At 68.4% G+C, this 17695-nt stretch carries 17 protein-coding genes and 1 pseudogene; 1 reads left to right on the forward strand and 17 read right to left on the reverse strand.

Annotated elements, in window-relative coordinates; translation table 11 throughout:
* The 11 genes and pseudogenes from LY625_RS07265 to LY625_RS07315 all read right to left on the reverse strand — a co-directional run.
* On the reverse strand, positions 1–1352 hold a 1352-nt coding region (locus LY625_RS07265; protein WP_233739098.1), incomplete at its 3' end, for a hypothetical protein.
* Positions 1345–2418, reverse strand: a complete 1074-nt coding sequence (locus LY625_RS07270) for a site-specific integrase (RefSeq protein ID WP_233739100.1) — start codon at positions 2416–2418, stop codon at positions 1345–1347. The genes LY625_RS07270 and LY625_RS07265, both read right to left, overlap by 8 nt.
* Positions 2419–2774: 356 nt before the next feature.
* Positions 2775–3350 (reverse strand): annotated as a pseudogene (locus LY625_RS07275) (DNA alkylation response protein); the annotation flags it as partial.
* A 131-nt stretch (positions 3351–3481) separates the two neighbouring features.
* Entirely contained in the window at positions 3482–3688 is a 207-nt protein-coding gene (locus LY625_RS07280) for a cold-shock protein (RefSeq protein ID WP_233739102.1), read from the reverse strand.
* 116 nt (positions 3689–3804) lie between these two features.
* The gene (locus LY625_RS07285) at positions 3805–4572 is read right to left on the reverse strand and encodes an S-methyl-5'-thioinosine phosphorylase (protein WP_233739104.1); all 768 of its coding nucleotides are present in this window, start codon (positions 4570–4572) and stop codon (positions 3805–3807) included.
* Positions 4573–4575: 3 nt separating this feature from the next.
* Positions 4576–5139 (reverse strand): hypoxanthine-guanine phosphoribosyltransferase, encoded by a 564-nt coding sequence (locus LY625_RS07290; protein ID WP_233739106.1) that lies wholly within the window; start codon positions 5137–5139, stop codon positions 4576–4578.
* Positions 5136–6131, reverse strand: a complete 996-nt coding sequence (gene nagZ, locus LY625_RS07295; RefSeq protein ID WP_233739108.1) for a beta-N-acetylhexosaminidase — start codon at positions 6129–6131, stop codon at positions 5136–5138. The genes LY625_RS07290 and nagZ overlap by 4 nt, the downstream gene beginning before the upstream one ends.
* 159 nt (positions 6132–6290) lie before the next feature.
* A complete protein-coding gene (locus LY625_RS07300) occupies positions 6291–6794 on the reverse strand; it encodes a CYTH domain-containing protein (RefSeq protein ID WP_233739110.1) in 504 nt (167 codons plus the stop codon).
* Between the two features lie 19 nt (positions 6795–6813).
* Positions 6814–8166 carry a 23S rRNA (uracil(1939)-C(5))-methyltransferase RlmD gene (rlmD, locus tag LY625_RS07305; protein ID WP_233739122.1) on the reverse strand — a complete coding sequence of 451 codons (1353 nt, stop codon included), beginning with the start codon at positions 8164–8166 and terminating at the stop codon, positions 6814–6816.
* Positions 8167–8217: 51 nt separating this feature from the next.
* Complete coding sequence (locus tag LY625_RS07310; protein WP_233739123.1) at positions 8218–8826, reverse strand: DUF1318 domain-containing protein; 609 nt, start codon at positions 8824–8826, stop codon at positions 8218–8220.
* 29 nt (positions 8827–8855) lie between these two features.
* Positions 8856–10889 (reverse strand): YdbH domain-containing protein, encoded by a 2034-nt coding sequence (locus LY625_RS07315; protein ID WP_233739125.1) that lies wholly within the window; start codon positions 10887–10889, stop codon positions 8856–8858.
* A 34-nt stretch (positions 10890–10923) separates the two neighbouring features.
* Here LY625_RS07315 and LY625_RS07320 point away from each other — a divergent pair, with 34 nt between their 5' ends.
* Positions 10924–11625, forward strand: a complete 702-nt coding sequence (locus LY625_RS07320) for a response regulator (RefSeq protein ID WP_233739127.1) — start codon at positions 10924–10926, stop codon at positions 11623–11625.
* On the opposite strand, the gene recO is transcribed toward LY625_RS07320, so the two are convergent.
* From recO to lepA, 6 genes are all read right to left on the reverse strand, one after another.
* Positions 11622–12368, reverse strand: coding sequence for a DNA repair protein RecO (recO, locus tag LY625_RS07325; protein ID WP_233739129.1), 747 nt, complete (start codon positions 12366–12368; stop codon positions 11622–11624). The genes LY625_RS07320 and recO overlap by 4 nt on opposite strands.
* Before the next feature lie 4 nt (positions 12369–12372).
* Positions 12373–13281, reverse strand: coding sequence for a GTPase Era (era, locus tag LY625_RS07330; RefSeq protein ID WP_233739131.1), 909 nt, complete (start codon positions 13279–13281; stop codon positions 12373–12375).
* Positions 13282–13862: 581 nt separating this feature from the next.
* A complete protein-coding gene (gene rnc / locus LY625_RS07335) occupies positions 13863–14525 on the reverse strand; it encodes a ribonuclease III (RefSeq protein ID WP_233739133.1) in 663 nt (220 codons plus the stop codon).
* 18 nt (positions 14526–14543) lie between these two features.
* Positions 14544–14918, reverse strand: a complete 375-nt coding sequence (locus LY625_RS07340) for a DUF4845 domain-containing protein (RefSeq protein ID WP_233739135.1) — start codon at positions 14916–14918, stop codon at positions 14544–14546.
* 54 nt (positions 14919–14972) lie between these two features.
* Complete coding sequence (gene lepB, locus LY625_RS07345) at positions 14973–15758, reverse strand: signal peptidase I (RefSeq protein WP_233739137.1); 786 nt, start codon at positions 15756–15758, stop codon at positions 14973–14975.
* Between the two features lie 12 nt (positions 15759–15770).
* Complete coding sequence (gene lepA, locus LY625_RS07350; RefSeq protein WP_233739143.1) at positions 15771–17564, reverse strand: translation elongation factor 4; 1794 nt, start codon at positions 17562–17564, stop codon at positions 15771–15773.
* Between the last annotated feature and the right edge of the window lie 131 nt (positions 17565–17695).

Raw genomic sequence — 17695 nt, forward strand, 5'->3', positions numbered from 1 at the left:
CACGAGCCTGGCCCAGCGGCAAGTTGAACGGATCGATCAACCGACCCGAAGTACTCCGTCCACTCTACAGCCGCTACTTGATGATTCGGCTTAAGGTAGATACGTTCCAGTGTAGTCACATCGTGCTGAGCCATGTCGGCTACCAGCGAATTATCTCCCACCGCTCTCGCGAGCCAGTTAACCCTCGTCCCACGCAACTTTTGCGGGGATACAAATGGCCTGCCCAGTTCTACCAAGAGCCTCCGGACGTTCGTGATATCCAGCTGACGCCCGAGCGGAATCCCCGGCCTGCTCAATACCGGGAAAAGAAGAGTGGAGTAGCCAGGCGGGAAGGCCTGCTTACGAAACTTCAGATACCGCTCGAAGTGTGGCCGGTACTCCCCATAAATCTCAAACTCGACCTCGCCCCTTTTTCGGTGCTTATACTTGCGGAGCGCGTAGCCGTCTAGGATACTCTCGTATCGGAAGTCCCCCATCGTCATTGCCAGCGCTTGCGCGTTGTTCATGCCAGTCTGAGCTATGAAGATCAGGAACTCGGCTGAGGTGCGGAGATTGATAACCTTAAAGCGCTCCGTTAACTCCGGGTGGAGTGAGCGACGAGACCTGAAAGCTCTAATCATTTTGGGCCCTCCGACCTTAAGAGCTTCCGCGTGAACTTCAGCGCGCACTCGGCTGGCTGGTTGCAAGCCGCACCAGAGTTCTTTTGACGACCCGTTTGACTGCAGAGTGACCGTTACGGGCAACGGACCCATACAGTTGTCGAAGGATAGACACGAGACGATATCAAGCAGATCCCCCCCGAAAGCTCGCGTAGTGGCTAAACTGGCCTTGTCTGCCTCCAGCCCAAGCGTCCGCTTGGATTTTCGAGGCTTTTTCAAGCGCGTTCCGGTAGCCATTGATACGAATGGAACCTCCATGGCGCGCGCAAAGAGACTCGCCACCGTCTTTCCTTGATGATACGCCACTCGCTCGTTTAGTTTTCGTGCCCGAACACGCTGATACTGATGCTCCACCCACTCCTTGTACCATGCGCGAATGTTCACCAGATCGACATCCCCATCTTGGTCGTCGACGTATCTGTAGAACTCCCTGAGCGCACTGAAGAAGTTCCGTATCGTTGCATCTCTCGCACCTCGAGCGGCTTCGGCCGAGAGGAACTCAAATACTAGTTCCAATGGCGGCCCTCGCGTTGCGACTGCGTCGCCAAGCTCTCCCCCGTGGATACGCGGCAGAACACGCGCTGCGTTCGTTCCGGCCGCGCCTCGCCACAGGAGTGCATCCACGTAAAGCTTTGCCTGTCGCACGGTGTACTGCACCGGCAGGAGCATTGACAGCTCGCAGGAATCACTCACTGCCCTCTCCGAGCGGCATATTTCCCTTCCCCCCAAAAAGGAAGGCCGTGAACTCGTTCGCCCAATACGATTTCACCTCTTGCTGCTGGACGAAGGTGACATAGCGCATCGATGTGGCCTCGTCCTTGTGGAGAAGCAGATCTCGGATCAGGCCAATAACGCTTCCCCAAGTAACAGCTGGATCTACGGTTCGCACCCCTGCCTGTGCAAGCGACGTAGCGAAGGTGGCTCGCGTCCGGTGAAACTTAAAGCCTGTAAGATCGTACCCTTGGGCGGCCGCCGCTTTCCGCAACCGCAACATGTCGACATTAACAGACGGACTCGCACCATTCCTTCGACTTCCATAGGGCCGCCCAAAGCGATTGAGGAATACGATATTCTTGTGCTCAGGCCGCGCCAAGGCCTCACGCTTGAGTCGACGTTCTGAATTGATGTACGCCTTCACCGACGTTAAGAGATCTGTCGGAATAATCACCCGCCCTGTCACGCCGAACTTGGTTTTCACCGGCGCGCCCCGCACCCCCGGACCAATGTGTAAATAGCGGAGCAAAGTCGTCTCAGCGACGCGTGCGGCGTCGAAAATCGTACCTAGCTTAAGGTCACAGATTGACCCTATACGCATTCCGGTAAAGAACCCAAGTCGTAGCATTAGATCAAACTCTGTACTGCTGTGACGCGACGAGATCGCCAGGATCTTGTCGCGCTCCTCCAGGCTCACGGGAAGCAGTCCATCCTCGAGCTTGGCGATACCTCTCTTCCGGTTCGGTATACTCAACTCCGAACTTGCGACCGCAATTGTGCGCTCAAACCCATGAACATCCGTCAGCTTGACAGGAATAATCCGGTCTCTCCAAAGAGGCGTTGAAGCGGAGATCAAACGTCTCGACTTCACCCAGCGATACCAGCGAATCACGCTGGCCATATGCGCTGATGCCACCGAAGCAGCGATCGCACCTGCGTCTCGTGACCTGATCAGGTACCCTCGAAACTGCGTGATAGGGCGATCTCTTTTTGCGGTTGGGAAATGGTTCCAGCGCAGATCGGGCCTGGACTCCAAGAATTTCATGTATGCAAGCAATCCGAGCGCAACGACCTCCACGCTCGCTAACGATAGCTCATTGGCAATTATTAGCTCTGCCCGCGAGGCGAAGTATAGGTTGGCCTCGGCCCATGGCTCTCCTGAACTCCAGTAAAGGACTGGCAGCCCGTCTACAGGCTCCTTATTCCCGCGGGCGCGAATAGGGGTTGTCCAAGTGACCCGCTGCCCCGGGGCCTCGGTCGGAGTGCATGGTGTGAAGCAGATCCTATCTAAGCGTGCCATTGCGCCTCTCGCAGGGCTTGGACAGTGGGATGTCGCCCTCAGACGCAAGGGTCCATGGTTGCATGTAAGATGTGCGCGTCCACAGGGTACATGAAACCTTAGCCCTGCTTCTCGGTCATGCCCATGCCCAGGGTGATGCCGGCCTTGCCGGCGACCGGCAGCTCGCGCGGGTCGTAGTGTGGCGCGGCGGCCTTGTCGGCCCATGCCGCCAGCGCCGGCTCCCGGCGCAGTACCGGGACCGCGGCGTGGGTCATGGTCAGTGGACAGCTGGTGCCGGGCTCGACCTGGTGGTGCAGGTAGCTCAGCGCCGCCCGCGCGACGTGGGCGCCCTCGCCGGCATCGTGCCAGGACAGGCCGGCGACTCCATGGGTGACCGCCGCGTCCATCAGTACGTGGTAGTTCGGGTGGAAAGCGACCCGGTCGATCCGCCGGCCGGCGGCGTCGTGGGTGCACAGCCGCGGGCGGTCGCGGTGGGCATCGAAGGAGAGTTCGTACAGGGTGCTCCCGGCGAGCGCGCCGTAGCCGGCGATATGCGACCGGAAACGCGCCGCTCCCTCGCGCTCGAGGGCCTCGCGCAATACCCGGTCGTCATTCCACAGGTCGCGCGGGGCGAACGGCGGCGGCTGGTTCTCCACCTGGTGGGTGCGGAAGCGTTCGGGCCGGGACTCGATATCCATGGTCGTCTTCGTGCGTGTGCGCTTCGAATCTAGCGCATCGGCACGACGCGGCGCCGCGCTGCCGCATGCGTCCACGGGAATGAAAAGGCCCCGCACGGGGCGGGGCCTGGATGCAGGACCTGGCGGAACGTTTACTCGGCGGGGGTGATGTCCGACGCCTGGGCGCCCTTGGGCCCCTGGGTCACTTCGTAATGCACCCGCTGGCCTTCCTGGAGGCTGCGAAAACCCTTGGCATTGATCGCGGAGAAGTGTGCAAACACGTCCGCACCGCCCTCTTCCGGGGTAATGAAGCCAAATCCCTTGGCGTCGTTGAACCACTTCACGGTGCCGTACTGCATATCCTTTATGACCTCGTTGACTGGGGTTTCGTGCGCTCTTCCCCTCCGGGGGCCGGACGCCCGCGCAGTATGCAAACTGAACCTGCGCTTGACAATGGGCAGGCCGCCGCCTTTTTTCAGGCGTTTCCATTCCCCTGCAACAACGCTTCCAGCAAGCCCGGCAGCCCGGCGGAGGCGGCCGCGACGTTGTCCAGCACGTCCTGCAAGGTGATCACCTCGTCCGGGTCCGGGCCGGCGCCGGCCGCCCAGTTGGCGACGATGGCCAGGCAGGCGTAGTCCAGTCCCATCTCGCGCGCCAGGCCGGCCTCGGGCATGCCGGTCATGCCCACCAGGTCGCAGCCGTCGCGGCGCATGCGGGCGATCTCGGCACGCGTTTCCAGCCGCGGTCCCTGGGTCGCACCGTAGCAGCCGCCGTCGACCAGGGCCGTGCCGCTGCGCTGCGCGGCGGCGAGGACCTGCCGGCGCAGCCCGCGGCTGTAGGGTTCACCGAAGTCGACATGGAGCACGTCGGTACCCGGCTCCTCGCAGACCGTCGAAATCCGGCCCCAGGTGTAGTCGATCAGCTGGTCCGGGCAGGCCAGCACCCGCGGGCCGAAATCCGCCCCGATCCCGCCCACCGTGTTGAGCGCGAGCACCCGCCTGGCCCCCAGCGACTGCAGCGCGGCGAGGTTGGCCCGGTAGTTGACGCGGTGCGGCGGCACCGAATGGCCCTCGCCGTGGCGGGCGAGGAAGGCGATGCGCCGGCCGTGCAAGGTCCCGACGTGCGCCGGGCCGGACGGAGCGCCGTAGCGGGTCACCGGCTGGTGGGTTTCGGCATCCTCCAGGCCGGCCAGCTGGTACAGGCCGGTGCCACCGATGAGCGCAAGCTCGAGTCCGGGGATCATGGGCTACTCCATTGCGTAGATGGCGGGCAGGTTGCGGCCCTGTTCGTGGTAGTCCATGCCGTAACCGAAGACGTAGCGGTCCGGCACCCGCAGGCCGACGTAGTCGCCGCAGACGCCCTCGACGCAGCGGTCGTGCTGCTTGACCGCCAGCACCGCGATCCGGACCTCCGCCGCGCCCTGCGCGCGGCACCACTCGACGATGCCGGCCATCGTGTGGCCCTCGTCGAGGATGTCGTCGACCAGCAGCACCCGCCGTCCGGCCAGCGGCGTGGCCGGCCGGTGCTTCCAGTGCAGTTCGCCGCCGGAGGTCGCGCCGCGGTAGCGGCTGGCGTGCAGGTAGTCGAGCGCGAGGTCCAGGCCCAATGCGCCGAGTTCCATCGCCAGCCGGGCGGCGAACGGCAGGCCGCCGTGCATGATCGTCAGGAAGACCGGGCGCTCGTCGATCTCCGCGACATCGGGGCAGTCCGCGCGGATCTCGCCGGCTATGCGTGCGATCGCCTGCTCGACGGTCGCCTGGTCGTGGATCAGGTCCGCGCCGGCGAGCACCTGCTTCAGGTCGGCCTTCATGCCAGCCCCTCCAGCCGGGTGCGTCCTTCGCCGTAGCGGGCATCGGCGATCAGGCCATCCCAGCCGAGCGGCCCGCGGCCCAGCAGGCCGGTGACCGCCAGGGTGTTGAGGCTGCGCCCCTCGACGGCTTTCAGCGATTCGTCCACCAGTTCCGGATGGCAGACCAGCACCACGTCGCAACCGGCATCCAGGTGCAGGTCCACGCGCTGCTTGATGCCGCCGGCGGAAAATGCCGCGGCCATGCCGATGTCGTCGGAAAACACCACCCCGCGGAAACCCATGCGCCCGCGCAGGATCTCCTCGATCCAGGTCTTCGAATAGCCGGCTGGTTCCGGGGCGACCGCCGGATAAACCACGTGGGCCATCATCACCGCGTCGGCGCCGGCCTCGATGCCCGCCGCGAACGGCACCAGGTCCAGCGCCTCGATATGCTCCAGGCTGCGCGCGTCGACGGCCTCGTCGTGGTGGGTGTCCTCGAGCACCGAGCCGTGTCCGGGGAAGTGCTTGAGCGTCGCCGCCATTCCGGCGGCGTGCATGCCCTGGACATAGGCGCGGGTGAACCCGGCGACCACGTCCGGCTCGGCATCGAAGGCGCGGTCGCCGATCGCCCGGTTGCCGCGGCCCAGGTCGACCACCGGGGCGAAGCTCAGGTCCACGCCGCTGGCCCGGACCTCGCTGGCCATCACCCAGGCGTGTTCCCGGGCAAGCGCCAGCGCGCCGTCAGGGTCGTCACGGTACTGGCGGCCGAAGCGCTCCAGCGGCGGCAGCGCACTGTAGCCGTCGCGGAAGCGCTGCACGCGCCCGCCTTCCTGGTCGACGCAGACCAGCTGCGGCCGTGGCGCCGCTTCGCGGATCGCCTGCGAGAGTTCCGCGACCTGCGCCCGCGAGGCGAAGTTGCGGGTGAACAGGATCACGCCGGCGCAGGCGTCATGCTGCAGCCAGTCGCGCTCCTGGGCGGTGAGTTCGGTGCCGGCAATGCCGATCACGAGCATCGGGGACTCCAGGCGTGGATCACGCGGAACGGCCGGTGATTGTCGCGCAGAATGGCACCGTCATGCCCGCGGACGCGGGCCTCTGTCCACATCGTCATGCCCGCGGACGCGGGCATCCGCCGACATTGCTGCCCCCCGGGTGCGCTTCGCTTACCCGGGCTACCGCCGTGGATCCGTGGCCCAGCGGCCGTACGGTTCCGACGCCAGGGCGAGGTTGTAGTAGCGCGTGTCGTCGGTGACCTCCGCGCCCAGCCAGTCGGGGCGCTCGAAATCCTCGTCCGGCGAGTCCAGCTCGATCTCCGCCACCACCAGGCCCGCGTTGTCACCGAGGAACTCGTCGACCTCCCACAGGTGGCCGCCGTGGCGGACCAGGTGGCGGCGCTTGTCGACCGTCCCGCCCACGCACAGCCCGAGCAGCGCGCGGGCATCGGCGACCGGCACCGGATACTCGAACTCCTGCCGGCTGCGCCCGGCCTCGTGCGACTTGATGTTCAGCCAGGCGCGGTCGCCGGAGATCCGCAGGCGCACCGAGGCGCGCATCGCCCCGCTGTCCAGGCTGGACGCGTCGTTGAGGTAGCCCTGCGCCATCGGCAGCACCTCGTGGGCCGCCGCGCGCCAGCCGTCGCCGGATACCAGGAACTTGCGCTCGATCTCGATTGCCATGGACTGCTCCGGTGCCGTCTCAGCGCGGCGGGTCGAAAACGGCGATGGATTCCACGTGTCCGGTGTGCGGGAACATGTCCATCACCCCCGCGGCGCGCAGCGTCCAGCCCTTCTGGTTGACCAGGAAACCGGCATCGCGCGCCAGCGAGGCGGGATGGCAGCTGACGTAGACGATGCGCTTGAACTGCGCCAGCGGCAGCTCGGCCAGCACGAAGTCGGCGCCCGAGCGCGGCGGATCCAGCAGCAGGCGGTCGAAGCCCTCGCCCATCCACGACTCACCCGACAGGTCCCTGCCCAGGTCGGCGGCGAAGAACCGCGCGTTGTCGATGCCGTTGCGCGCCGCGTTCTCCCGCGCCCGCGCCACCAGCCCGGCCTCGCCCTCCACGCCGACCACCTCGCGCACGCTGCGCGCCAGCGGCAGGGTGAAGTTGCCCAGCCCGCAGAACAGGTCGAGCACCCGGTCGTCCGGGCGGGCCTCCAGCAGCTCGATCGCCAGGGCGATCATGCGGCCGTTGAGCCCGGCGTTGACCTGGATGAAATCCAGCGGCTGGAAGGCGAACTGCAGGTCCCACTGCGGCAGCCGGAACGCCAGCTGCGGATCGGCCGGCCACAGCGGGTGGACCGTGTCGAGACCTCCGGGCTGCAGGAAAATCGCGAAACCGTGCTCGCGGCCGAAGGCTTCCAAACGCTCGCTGTCGGCCCGCGACAGCGGCTCGAGGTGGCGGAAGGTCAGCGCGATGCCGCTGAAGTCGTCCGCGGGCTCGCCGGCGATGAACTCGATCTGCGGGATCTGGCTGCGCCCTTCCAGGCTGTCGACCAGGGTCGCGAGCAAGCCGATCTTCCCGCCGACCTGCGGGAACACCGTGTGGCAGTGGTCGATCTCGGCAACGAAGCGCGGGTCGCGCTCGCGGAAGCCGACCAGTGTCCGGCCCTTCTTCTCCACCCGGCGCACCGAAAGCCGTCCCTTGCGGCGGTAGCCCCAAGCGGCGTCGGCGAGCGGCTCCAGCACCTGCTGCGGGGTGACCTGGCCGATGCGCTCCAGGTTTTCCAGCAGGACCCGCTGCTTGGCCAGGATCTGTCTGTCGCCGGCCAGGTGCTGCAGCGAGCAGCCGGAGCAGATGGCGTAATGCGCGCAAAGCGGTTCGACGCGGTCGGGCGAGGCCTCGAGCACTTCGACCGCCTGCGCCTCGTCGAAGTCGCGCTGGCGGCGGGTCTGCACCGCAAGCACCCGCTCGCCGGGCAGCGCCCCGGCAATGAAGACCGGTTTGCCCGGTTGGCCGGAAACGGCCGACGGCCGGCTGGCGACACCGCGGCCATCGGGGGCCAGATCGGTGACCAGGGCTTCAAAGGGGGTCTTGTCGATTCGGGCCACAAACGTCAACGCGCCGGAAAACCGCCCATTGTAGGGCGTAATAGCCCTACGTTATTTCTGCTTCCAGCTCCCGCCCTGCTGGTACCACCACCCCGAGCGCGCACTGGCGACCCACTGCTGGGCGAACACCTCGCGGATGCGCGGCTCCCACTCGGGGTGTCCGTTCGCCACCGCCACCTCGCGGTACACCGCCTTGCGGTCGCGGTTGTCCTCGGCGACCGCCTGCTGGATCGCGGCGCGGTCCTTGAGCGGCAGCTTGGAGGCATCGCGCACCACGATGGTGCCGTCGGCGGCAAAGCCCAGGGCACCGGCATCGAAGCCGGCGCGCAGGGTCGAGTTGAAGCGCTGCGCCATGCGCGACTGGATCGCCTGGATGCTGGGGGTGCGGACGGTGATGTCGGGGGTCTGCGCGTGGGCGGCACCGATGCCGGCCAGCGCGTACCAGTCGACGCGTCCGGCCAGTCCGTCCAGCCGCGGCCACTGCAGCGAGGCACTCGGTCCGCCGTCACCCGAGCCGGTGTCCTCCGGGGAATCCCCGACCACGCCCTCGACGAACTCGCGCGCGGCCTCGCGGGCTTCGGCGGCCGGGAAGTACACGTTGATGGTGACGCAGGCGGTGGCGGCCACCGCAGCCAGCGGAAATGCGATCCAGCGACTCATTGCCAGCCTCCAGGGGTCATCCGCGTACCCTACTCGACCACGGGCTTCACGTCGCCCTTGCCGAGCCCGGCCAGGCGCTCGACCAGGGTCGGCCAGTCGACCCGGCGGTTGTACCCGACCACCGACAGGTGCGGCAGGCCGGAGCCGGCCACGATCACGAAGCCGTCGTTCACCGCCGGACGCAGCCCGCGCATGCTGCACACCTCGTCGCGCAACACGCAGCCGATGCCCAGGCGCGAGTAGCCGAAGTCGTCGAACAGTCCGATCAGCCGGCCTTGCAGGCTGCCCACCAGCGAGGCATCGCCGACGCTGGAGATGTCCTGCACCGCCCGCTGGCTGATCCGCTGGCGCTCCCGGTGCGAGGGGTCGGTGACGAGCCAGGCGTCGAAAGCAACCGGTCGCCAGTCGAGCAGCCGCAGTCCGTCGATGCGGCCGTCCAGCCGCCCGGTCATACCGCCGATCTCGAATGCGCCGGTCAGCGCGGCCAGGTCGATGTCCGCCAGCCGCACGTCGGCGTTGAGCGTGGGGGCGACCCCGAATGGACGCTCCATCGACAGGCCCGAGGCGCGCACCTCGCCGCCGAACAGGGACATCTCCATTCCACCGGCCAGTTCGAGGCGGCCGTCGACATAGCGGGCGTCCGGGATGCTCCCGCTCAGCTCGCCGGTGAAGGCCGGCCAGTCCAGCGCGGCCGCGAGCGCGCCCACGTCGAGCGCCTCCAGGGCCAAGCCGAAGCCGAGCTCCAGCGGCTCGCCGGCGCGTGGCGGGCGGAGCCGGAACATGTCCAGGCGCGCCTGCCCGCCCAGCAGGTCGAGCGTCGCCGGGGTCGCCAGCCACAGCTCGCCACCGGCGCTGTACAGCGGCAGGCGCGTGGGGCCGAGGGCGATCGCGTGCAAACGCCCGCTGTCCCAGGCCAGCGAATCCTGCACGGGGGCACCCGCGGAGAAACGCAGCCCGCCGTCGACCGCGTCGAAGGCAAAGCGCCCGGCCCCGTCGGCCACGTCCACGGAGTCGAGCCGGAGCCAAGCCTGTTCGAGCGCGCCATCGGCCAGCATCAGCGAACCGCCCGCGGCGCCCTCCAGCCGCATCCCTCCCAAGCCGGCCAGGGCCAGCAGGCCGTCCAGGTAGTGGCGGCCGAGCGGCCCCAGTGCGGGCACGTCGAATTCCAGCGCAAGGTCGGGGCCGGCCGCGGCCGGCAGGCGGGCACTGCCCTGAACCTGCAGGATTCCGGGGTCATCCCAGCGCCAGGCGGGCAACGACCAGCCACCCGGCCCGTCCGCCGCCTGGATCGCCAAGCCGATGTCGCGGTCCTCAAGCGCCAGATAGGCCGGGCCCAGCAGCAGCCCGCCCCCGGACAGGGTTCCGTCGATCGAGAACGCCGGCTGTTCGCCGAAGGTGGCCTGCAGCTCCAGTCGCGCCACCAGTTCCTCGCCGGCGAACCGGCCGTCCTCGCTATCGAAACCCGCGTCGGCGACGGCCAGCGTTCCGGCAAGCTCCACCGGACGGTCCTCCGGAGTGTGCAAGCGCAGGTCGGCACCGGCGCTGCCCGCGGTCAACCGCCCCTCGGGCCAGGCCTGCGCAAGCAGTTGCTGCAGCCATGCCAGGGGCACGCCGGCCAGGTCGATTTCCCAGGTGTCGGGCGCCGACTCGAGGCGCACCAGCGACGCCCGGGTTCCGCCCCCTTCCAGCAGGGCCTCGAGATCGCCGTCATCGAGCGACACCGCCAGGTCCATGCCCCCGCCGGAGCTCCGGACCGGTCCCGCGCAGCGCCACTGGCCGCCGGACCGGCTCCTGAGTTCGCAGCGCCAGTCCAGCTGCCGCAGCGTGTAGCCGGGAACCGTATCCAGCCGGTCGGCCCGCAACCGCAACTGCCCGTACCCGGCCGCCTCCGACCAGGCCAGGCTTACCCGCACGTCGGCCAGGGTCGCGGCGGCGGTCTCGATCCGCTCGATGCGCGCCTCCGCGTTCCGGCCCCAGGCGGCGCCACACACCAGCCACGCGGCCAGCGCCAGCGCGGCGGCGCGGCGGCGGATCGACGGCGCGGGTAAGATCGGACGCGGCATCCGCCGGAGCATACCCAGCCACGGGCTGGCCGCGATGAACCCCGACGCCGAGCTACCCAGACTGTTGCTGGTCGAGGACGACCCCACCAGCCGCGCCTATCTCGCCGCCGCGCTGCAGGCCCTGCCCGCGCGGGTGGAACTGGCCGCGGGCATGGAAGAGGCGCTGACACTCGCCGGGCGCGGGCGGCACCGGGCGTGGCTGCTGGATGCCAACCTGCCCGACGGCAGTGGCGCCCGGCTGCTGCGGCGGTTGCGCGAACTGGACCGCGACACTCCGGCGCTGTGCCATACCGCCGATCCCGACCCCGCCACCCTGGCCGCACTGCGCGACCAGGGATTCGACCAGATAATCGGCAAGCCGATCGAGCCCGGCGCCCTGCGCGAGGCGGTGCGCCGGCACCTGCCGGCAGCTGTCCCGCTGCGGGTCGCCGAGCAGCCACTGCGCTGGGACGACGCGGCCGCGACCCGTGCGCTCAATGGCGAGCGTGCGCATGTCGACACCCTGCGCGGACTGTTCCTGGCCGAGCTGCCCCAGGCCCGCGCACGCATCCACCAGGCATTGGCAGATGGGCGCCACGACCAGGCCCACGCCGAGCTGCACAAGCTGCGCGCCAGCTGCGGCTTCGTCGGCGCGGGCCAGCTGGCGGCGCGGGTCCGGGCCTTGGCACAGGATCCCGGCAGCACCGCGGCGTTGACCGCCTTTGATGCGGCGGTGGAGGACCTGCTCGAACCTTAGCCGCCCGCCACGTCCGGCCGCGCGGCCCGGCCCGGCAGCCCCGCCAGCATTTCCCAGGACTTCAGCCCGCGCGGCCCCAGGTGATGCGAGAGCACGCTGCGCAAGGCGTGGCGCAGGCCTGCCAGGTCGCCCGGCTCCGGGACCTCGTCGGCGGCCAGCGCCAGCAGGCCGCGGCCGGTCGCGCCCTGGCGGCGGTCGCTGGCGCCACGGTCGCTGAGCATGCGCAACGGCCCGGACTCCGGGTCGATGCGGTAGCGCGCGGCGGGATCCACCGGGTTGCCGCCGGCTTCCAGGCTCCAGTCGAAGCCGATCCCGAGTGCCTCCAGCAGGTCGCGCTCGTAGCGTCGCAGGGTCCAGGCCAGGGGCGCGCCCTGCCGCAGCCGCTCGCGGGTGCCGGCATAGGCGAGGAACAGTTCCGGCAGCGCGTCACCGCGCGGCAGCAGCCGCAGGGTCAACTCGTTGAGGTAGAAGGCCGAGACCATCGCCTCGCCGGCCAGCCGTGGCGCGGCATCCATCGCCTCGGCCCCGCGTAGTTGCGCCAGTTCCCCGCGCTGCACCGCATCGAAGCGGATCCACTGCAGCGGCTGCAACGCCGCCCGCAGCGCATGGCGTTTCGGTCCCTGCACGCCGCGGGCGACCAGCCCCACCCGGCCGTGGTTGGCACTGAGCACTTCCACCAGCAGGCTGGTTTCGCGCCAGGCGCGCGCATGCAGCACGAATCCCGGTTCGCCCGAGATCCTCACCGGCTTACTCGTGGTAGCCGAAGGCGCGCAGGGCCGCCTCGTCGTCCGACCAGCCTTCGCGCACCCGCACCCAGGTCTCCAGGTACACCTTGCAGTCGAACAGCCGCTCCATCTGCTGGCGCGCGCGGGTCCCTACCTCGCGCAGGCGCTCGCCGCCCTTGCCGATGACGATCGCCTTCTGTCCCTTGCGCTCGACCCAGATCACCGCACCCACCTTCACCAGCCCGGCTCCTTCCTCGTAACGCTCGATCTCGACCGTGGTCGCGTACGGCAGCTCCTCGCCCAGCTGGCGCATGAGCTGCTCGCGGACCATCTCGGCGGCCAGGAAGCGCTGGCTCTTGTCGGTGATCTCGTCCTCGCCGTAGGCCGGCGGCTGCTCCGGCATCAGCGCCAGCGCGTCGGCGACCAGGGCTTCCAGGCCCTTGCGCTTGAGTGCGGAGACCGGATGCACGGCAGCGAACTCGCGGCCCTCGCTGACCTGCGCCAGGTAGGGCAGCAACTGCGACTTGTCCTTGATCCGGTCGACCTGGTTGACCACCAGTACCACCGGTACACCGGCGCCACGCAGCGCCTCGTAGGCGAAGCTGTCGGCCTCGTCCCACTGCCCGGCGCGGACCACCAGCATCGCCGCGTCCACGCCTTCCAGCGCACCGCGCGCGGCGCGGTTCATCCAGCGGTGCATCGCGGTGGCGGTGGAATGGCCATGGTCGCGGTGCAGGCCCGGGGTGTCGACCAGCACCAGTTGCCCTCCCGGAAACGTCGCGATCCCCAGCAGCCGGTGCCGGGTGGTCTGCGGGCGCGAGGAAACGATGCTGACCTTCGCGCCCACCAGGGCGTTGGTCAGGGTCGACTTGCCGACGTTGGGCCGGCCGATGACGGCGACGTGGCCGGCGCGTTGGGGTGTTGGGTCCATGCCGCGATTGTAGAGGTTGCGCGGGCCTTGGACCCGTGATCGGCAAGTCACCGGCTCCGGAAGGAGCGTCGCGCGTGCAGGGTGCTTGCCGGTCGGTTCGATCGGCCCATCCATGGGCCGACTCACCGAGCGCAGGCCATCCATGGCCTGCTCCGGCAACACAGTGCCCGCACGCCGTCCCAGCGAGTCAGTGCCGTGGCGTGATCAAGCGGGTTCGCCGGAACTGCTGCAATGCCGGACCACTGAATGCACGAGCGCGGCATGGACTGGTGGGTGCTGTGGGTTCAGAGCTGGCACAACGATGAAATCCCTCTTTCCTGCCGAGGCGGCGCTCTCGGCCCTTACCCAACCACCCCCGCGCCGGTGACTTCTCGCCGCACCGCCTGCACACACGATTGTGCAGCGACTCAAAACCGCCGACGCGGCGTGCGGGCGGGGTGTTGCCGGAGTGGGCCATGGATGGCCCACGCGCGGTGAGTCGGGCCATGGATGGCCCGATCGAACCGACCGGCAAGCACCCCGCACGTGCGACGCTCCTTCCGGAGCCTACGCACCCTCCGGGCTCGCGTCTGAAGTCGCCCCTAGAGCCCAGGGGTGAGGGCCGAGAGCGCCGCCTCCGCCGCGAGCTGCTCGGCGGCGCGGCGGGAACTGCCCTCGCCGCCGGTCACCAGGCCGGTGTGCGGCACCGTGCAGCTGACGTGGAACAGCTTGGCGTGGTCCTCGCCGGTTTCCTCCAGCAGGGCGTACACCGGCAACGGGTGCTGGCGGGCTTGCAGCCACTCCTGCAGGCGGGTCTTGGCGTCCTTGCCGACCTTGTTCGGCGGCGGCAGGGCGTCCATCGCGGCCTGGAACCAGGGCAGCACCGCTTCACGGCAACGCTCGTAGCCGGCGTCCAGGTAGATCGCCGCGACCACCGCTTCAACCGCGTCGGCGAGGATCGAGTCGCGCCGGTGGCCGCCGGACTTCATCTCGCCCGGCCCCATCGTCAGCCGGTCGCCGAGGCCGAGCGCGCGGGCGATGGGCGCCAGCGCGGACTCGCGCACCAGCTCGGCGCGGGCGCGGGTCAGCGCGCCTTCGTTGGCCGTGGGCCAGCGCGCGTACAGCGCCTCGGCGACGAACAGGTTGACCAGCGCGTCACCGAGGAATTCCAGCCGCTCGTTGTGCGGCGTCCCCGCGCTGCGGTGCTTGAGCGCCTGCTCCAGCAGTGCCGGCTGGGCGAAGGGATGCCCGATCAGGTCCTTCATCGGCACACCGCGGCGGCCTCAGTCACGGCTGCGCCGCAACTCCTTCTCGGCGTGGAAGCGGCCGACCACGTCGAGGTTGGCGATCAGCGGCTTGCGCACTTCGTAGTCCACGGTCATCAGGTAGCCGGAGTCCTTGCGGGCGATCTTCACGTCGCGCGGCTTGACGTTGTCGGCGTAGCTGATGTCCAGCCGGCGGAAGAACAGGTCCTGGACCTGCTTCGGGCTGGAGGTGGTGATGTCGGGCTCCTTGGCCAGGCCCTCCAGCGCCTGCCGGACCGAGTAGTACTCCGAATACATCGGGATCACCTTCATGCCCATGTAGATGAACACCCCGGCCACCGCCAGGCCGATGATGAATCCCAGCAGGGTGATGCCCTTCTGCTTGCGCCTCATGTCCCCTTCCCCTTGTGTGCAGGCCGCCGCGGCGGCTTCCCTCGTTGCCGGCGGTCAGCGGATGCGCTCGCCGATGCGCGAGAAATCCACCCCGCCATCGATGTTCATCCAGATCAGGAACGCCCGGCCGCGCAGGTTCTCCTCCGGCAGGTAGCCCCAGTATCGGCCGTCCTCGCTGTTGTCGCGGTTGTCGCCCATCACGAAATAGTGCCCCGGGGGCACCGTCCACTCCCCCTCCCCGGGGTCGCGGAAAGGCAGGCCGGTGCGCTCGAGCACCTGGTGCGGGCGCCCGGGCAACAGTTCGGTGAGCAGTTCGGCGCCGGTCATCTCGGTGCCGTTGCCACGCCCCTCGTAGATCCCCTCGGGCTGGTACTGCATCGGCTCGCCATTGATGAAGACCTGGTTGTCGCGGTAGCCGATCCGGTCGCCGGGCAGCCCGATCACCCGCTTGATCCAGTCCTGCTGCGGCAGGTGCGGCGGACGGAACACAACGACATCACCGCGCGCGGGCTCGCCGATGGCCAGGAACTTGTCGTTGGTGACCGGCAGGCGCAGGCCGTAGGCGAACTTGTTGACCAGGATGAAGTCGCCGGTCAGCAGGGTCGGCATCATCGAGTTGGACGGGATGCGGAACGGCTCGGCGACGAAGCTGCGCAGCACCAGCACCGCCAGCAGCACCGGGAAGAAGGCCTTGGAGTAGTCGACGTACCACGGCTCGGCGTCGTCATCGAGCAGGCCCTGGTGGGCGGCGCGGCGGCGGGCCAGGACCAGCCTGTCGAGCAGCCAGACCAGGCCGGACAGCAGGGTGAGCGCCACCAGGGCGATTTCAAACCAGCGCATCGGGCGTGTCCCCTACTTGTTGTCCACCTGCAGTACGGCCAGGAAGGCCTCCTGCGGAATCTCGACGCTGCCGACCTGCTTCATCCGCTTCTTGCCGGCCTTCTGCTTCTCGAGGAGCTTCTTCTTGCGCGAGATGTCGCCACCGTAGCACTTGGCCAGCACGTTCTTGCGCATGGCCTTGACCGTGGAGCGGGCGATGATCTGCGAGCCGATCGCAGCCTGGATGGCCACGTCGAACATCTGCCGCGGGATCAGCTCGCGCATCTTCTCGGCGATGTCGCGGCCGCGCCGGTCGGCGTGGGCGCGGTGGGTGATCATGCTCAGCGCATCGACCTTGTCGCCGTTGATCAGCGTGTCCACGCGCACGAACGGACCCGCCTCGAAGCGCACGAAGTGGTAGTCCAGTGAAGCGTACCCGCGGCTGACCGACTTGAGCCGGTCGAAGAAGTCCAGCACCACCTCGGCCATCGGCAGCTCGTAGATGATCTGCACCTGGCTGCCCAGGTAGTTGATCCCGACCTGGCTGCCGCGCTTCTCCTCGCACAGGGTGATCACGTTGCCGACGTAGTCCGGCGGGGTGAGGATGGTGGCGCGGATGATCGGCTCGCGGATCTCCTCGATCTTGTTCACCGGCGGCAGGTCGGCCGGGTTGTCCAGCGACATGATCCCGCCGTCGCTCTTGACCACCTCGTACACCACCGTCGGCGCGGTGCTGATCAGGTTCAGGTCGTACTCGCGCTCCAGGCGCTCCTGCACGATCTCCATGTGCAGCATGCCCAGGAAGCCGCAGCGGAAGCCGAAGCCCATCGCCTCCGAGCTTTCCGGCTCGAAGCGCAGCGCGGCGTCGTTGAGCCGCAGCTTCTCCAGCGCCTCGCGCAGGTCCGGGTAGTCGTCGGCATCGACCGGGAACAGCCCGGCGAACACCCGCGGCTGCATCTCCTGGAAGCCGGGCAGCGGCTTCGGCGCCGGATCCCCGGCCAGGGTCAGGGTGTCGCCCACCGGCGCGCCGTGGACGTCCTTGATGCTGGCGTTGATCCAGCCGACCTCGCCCGCCCGCAGCGCCTGGGTTTCCTTGCGCTTGGGGGTGAACACGCCAACCTTGTCGACTTGGTGGGTGCGGCCGGTGGACATGACCAGGATCTTGTCGCCGCCCTTGATCTCGCCCTGCATGACACGCACCAGACTGACCACGCCCAGGTAGTTGTCGAACCAGGAATCGATGATCAGCGCCTGCAGCTTGTCGGTGTCGCGCGGCCGCGGCGGCGGAATGCGGGTGACGATCGCCTCCAGCACGTCCTCGACGTTCAGGCCGGTCTTGGCGCTGACCGGGATCGCGTCGGAGGCGTCGATGCCGATCACCGCCTCGATCTCCTCCTTGGCGCGCTCGATGTCGGCGGTGGGCAGGTCGATCTTGTTCAGGACCGGGATCACCTCCAGGCCCTGCTCCACCGCGGTGTAGCAGTTGGCGACCGACTGCGCCTCCACGCCCTGGGCGGCGTCGACCACCAGCAGCGCGCCCTCGCAGGCGGCCAGCGAGCGGCTGACCTCGTAGCTGAAGTCGACGTGGCCGGGGGTGTCGATGAAGTTGAGGTGGTAGGTCTTGCCGTCACGCGCGGTGTACGGCACCGAGACCGACTGCGACTTGATGGTGATCCCGCGCTCGCGCTCGATCGGATTGTTGTCGAGCACCTGGGCTTCCATCTCGCGCGCCGTCAGGCCGCCGCAGAGCTGGATGATGCGGTCGGCCAGGGTCGACTTGCCGTGGTCGACGTGGGCGATGATGGAGAAGTTGCGGATCTGCTGCATACAGGCGCGGCGAGGCTCTGGAATGGCCGGGAACCGGCCGGGCGGGCGACCGGCGATTATCGCACACGCCCCTGGACGGAGAAGGGCGCATCAGCCGATGGCGTGATGCGCCCCAGGGCTCCCGGCGAACG

This window comes from Lysobacter sp. GX 14042, from assembly GCF_021390425.1.
GTDB lineage: Bacteria > Pseudomonadota > Gammaproteobacteria > Xanthomonadales > Xanthomonadaceae > Novilysobacter.

Excerpts from the sequence above, each read along its gene's own strand:
- LY625_RS07270 (WP_233739100.1), bottom strand. The coding sequence starts at position 2,418 with ATGAAATTCTTGGAGTCCAGGCCCGATCTGCGCTGGAACCATTTCCCA.
- lepA (WP_233739143.1), bottom strand. The coding sequence starts at position 17,564 with ATGCAGCAGATCCGCAACTTCTCCATCATCGCCCACGTCGACCACGGC.
- lepB (WP_233739137.1), bottom strand. The coding sequence starts at position 15,758 with ATGCGCTGGTTTGAAATCGCCCTGGTGGCGCTCACCCTGCTGTCCGGC.
- LY625_RS07300 (WP_233739110.1), bottom strand. The coding sequence starts at position 6,794 with ATGGCAATCGAGATCGAGCGCAAGTTCCTGGTATCCGGCGACGGCTGG.
- LY625_RS07285 (WP_233739104.1), bottom strand. The coding sequence starts at position 4,572 with ATGATCCCCGGACTCGAGCTTGCGCTCATCGGTGGCACCGGCCTGTAC.
- nagZ (WP_233739108.1), bottom strand. The coding sequence starts at position 6,131 with ATGCTCGTGATCGGCATTGCCGGCACCGAACTCACCGCCCAGGAGCGC.
- LY625_RS07340 (WP_233739135.1), bottom strand. The coding sequence starts at position 14,918 with ATGAGGCGCAAGCAGAAGGGCATCACCCTGCTGGGATTCATCATCGGC.
- LY625_RS07320 (WP_233739127.1), top strand. The coding sequence starts at position 10,924 with ATGAACCCCGACGCCGAGCTACCCAGACTGTTGCTGGTCGAGGACGAC.
- LY625_RS07310 (WP_233739123.1), bottom strand. The coding sequence starts at position 8,826 with ATGAGTCGCTGGATCGCATTTCCGCTGGCTGCGGTGGCCGCCACCGCC.
- era (WP_233739131.1), bottom strand. The coding sequence starts at position 13,281 with ATGGACCCAACACCCCAACGCGCCGGCCACGTCGCCGTCATCGGCCGG.
- LY625_RS07290 (WP_233739106.1), bottom strand. The coding sequence starts at position 5,139 with ATGAAGGCCGACCTGAAGCAGGTGCTCGCCGGCGCGGACCTGATCCAC.
- rnc (WP_233739133.1), bottom strand. The coding sequence starts at position 14,525 with ATGAAGGACCTGATCGGGCATCCCTTCGCCCAGCCGGCACTGCTGGAG.
- LY625_RS07315 (WP_233739125.1), bottom strand. The coding sequence starts at position 10,889 with ATGCCGCGTCCGATCTTACCCGCGCCGTCGATCCGCCGCCGCGCCGCC.
- LY625_RS07280 (WP_233739102.1), bottom strand. The coding sequence starts at position 3,688 with ATGCAGTACGGCACCGTGAAGTGGTTCAACGACGCCAAGGGATTTGGC.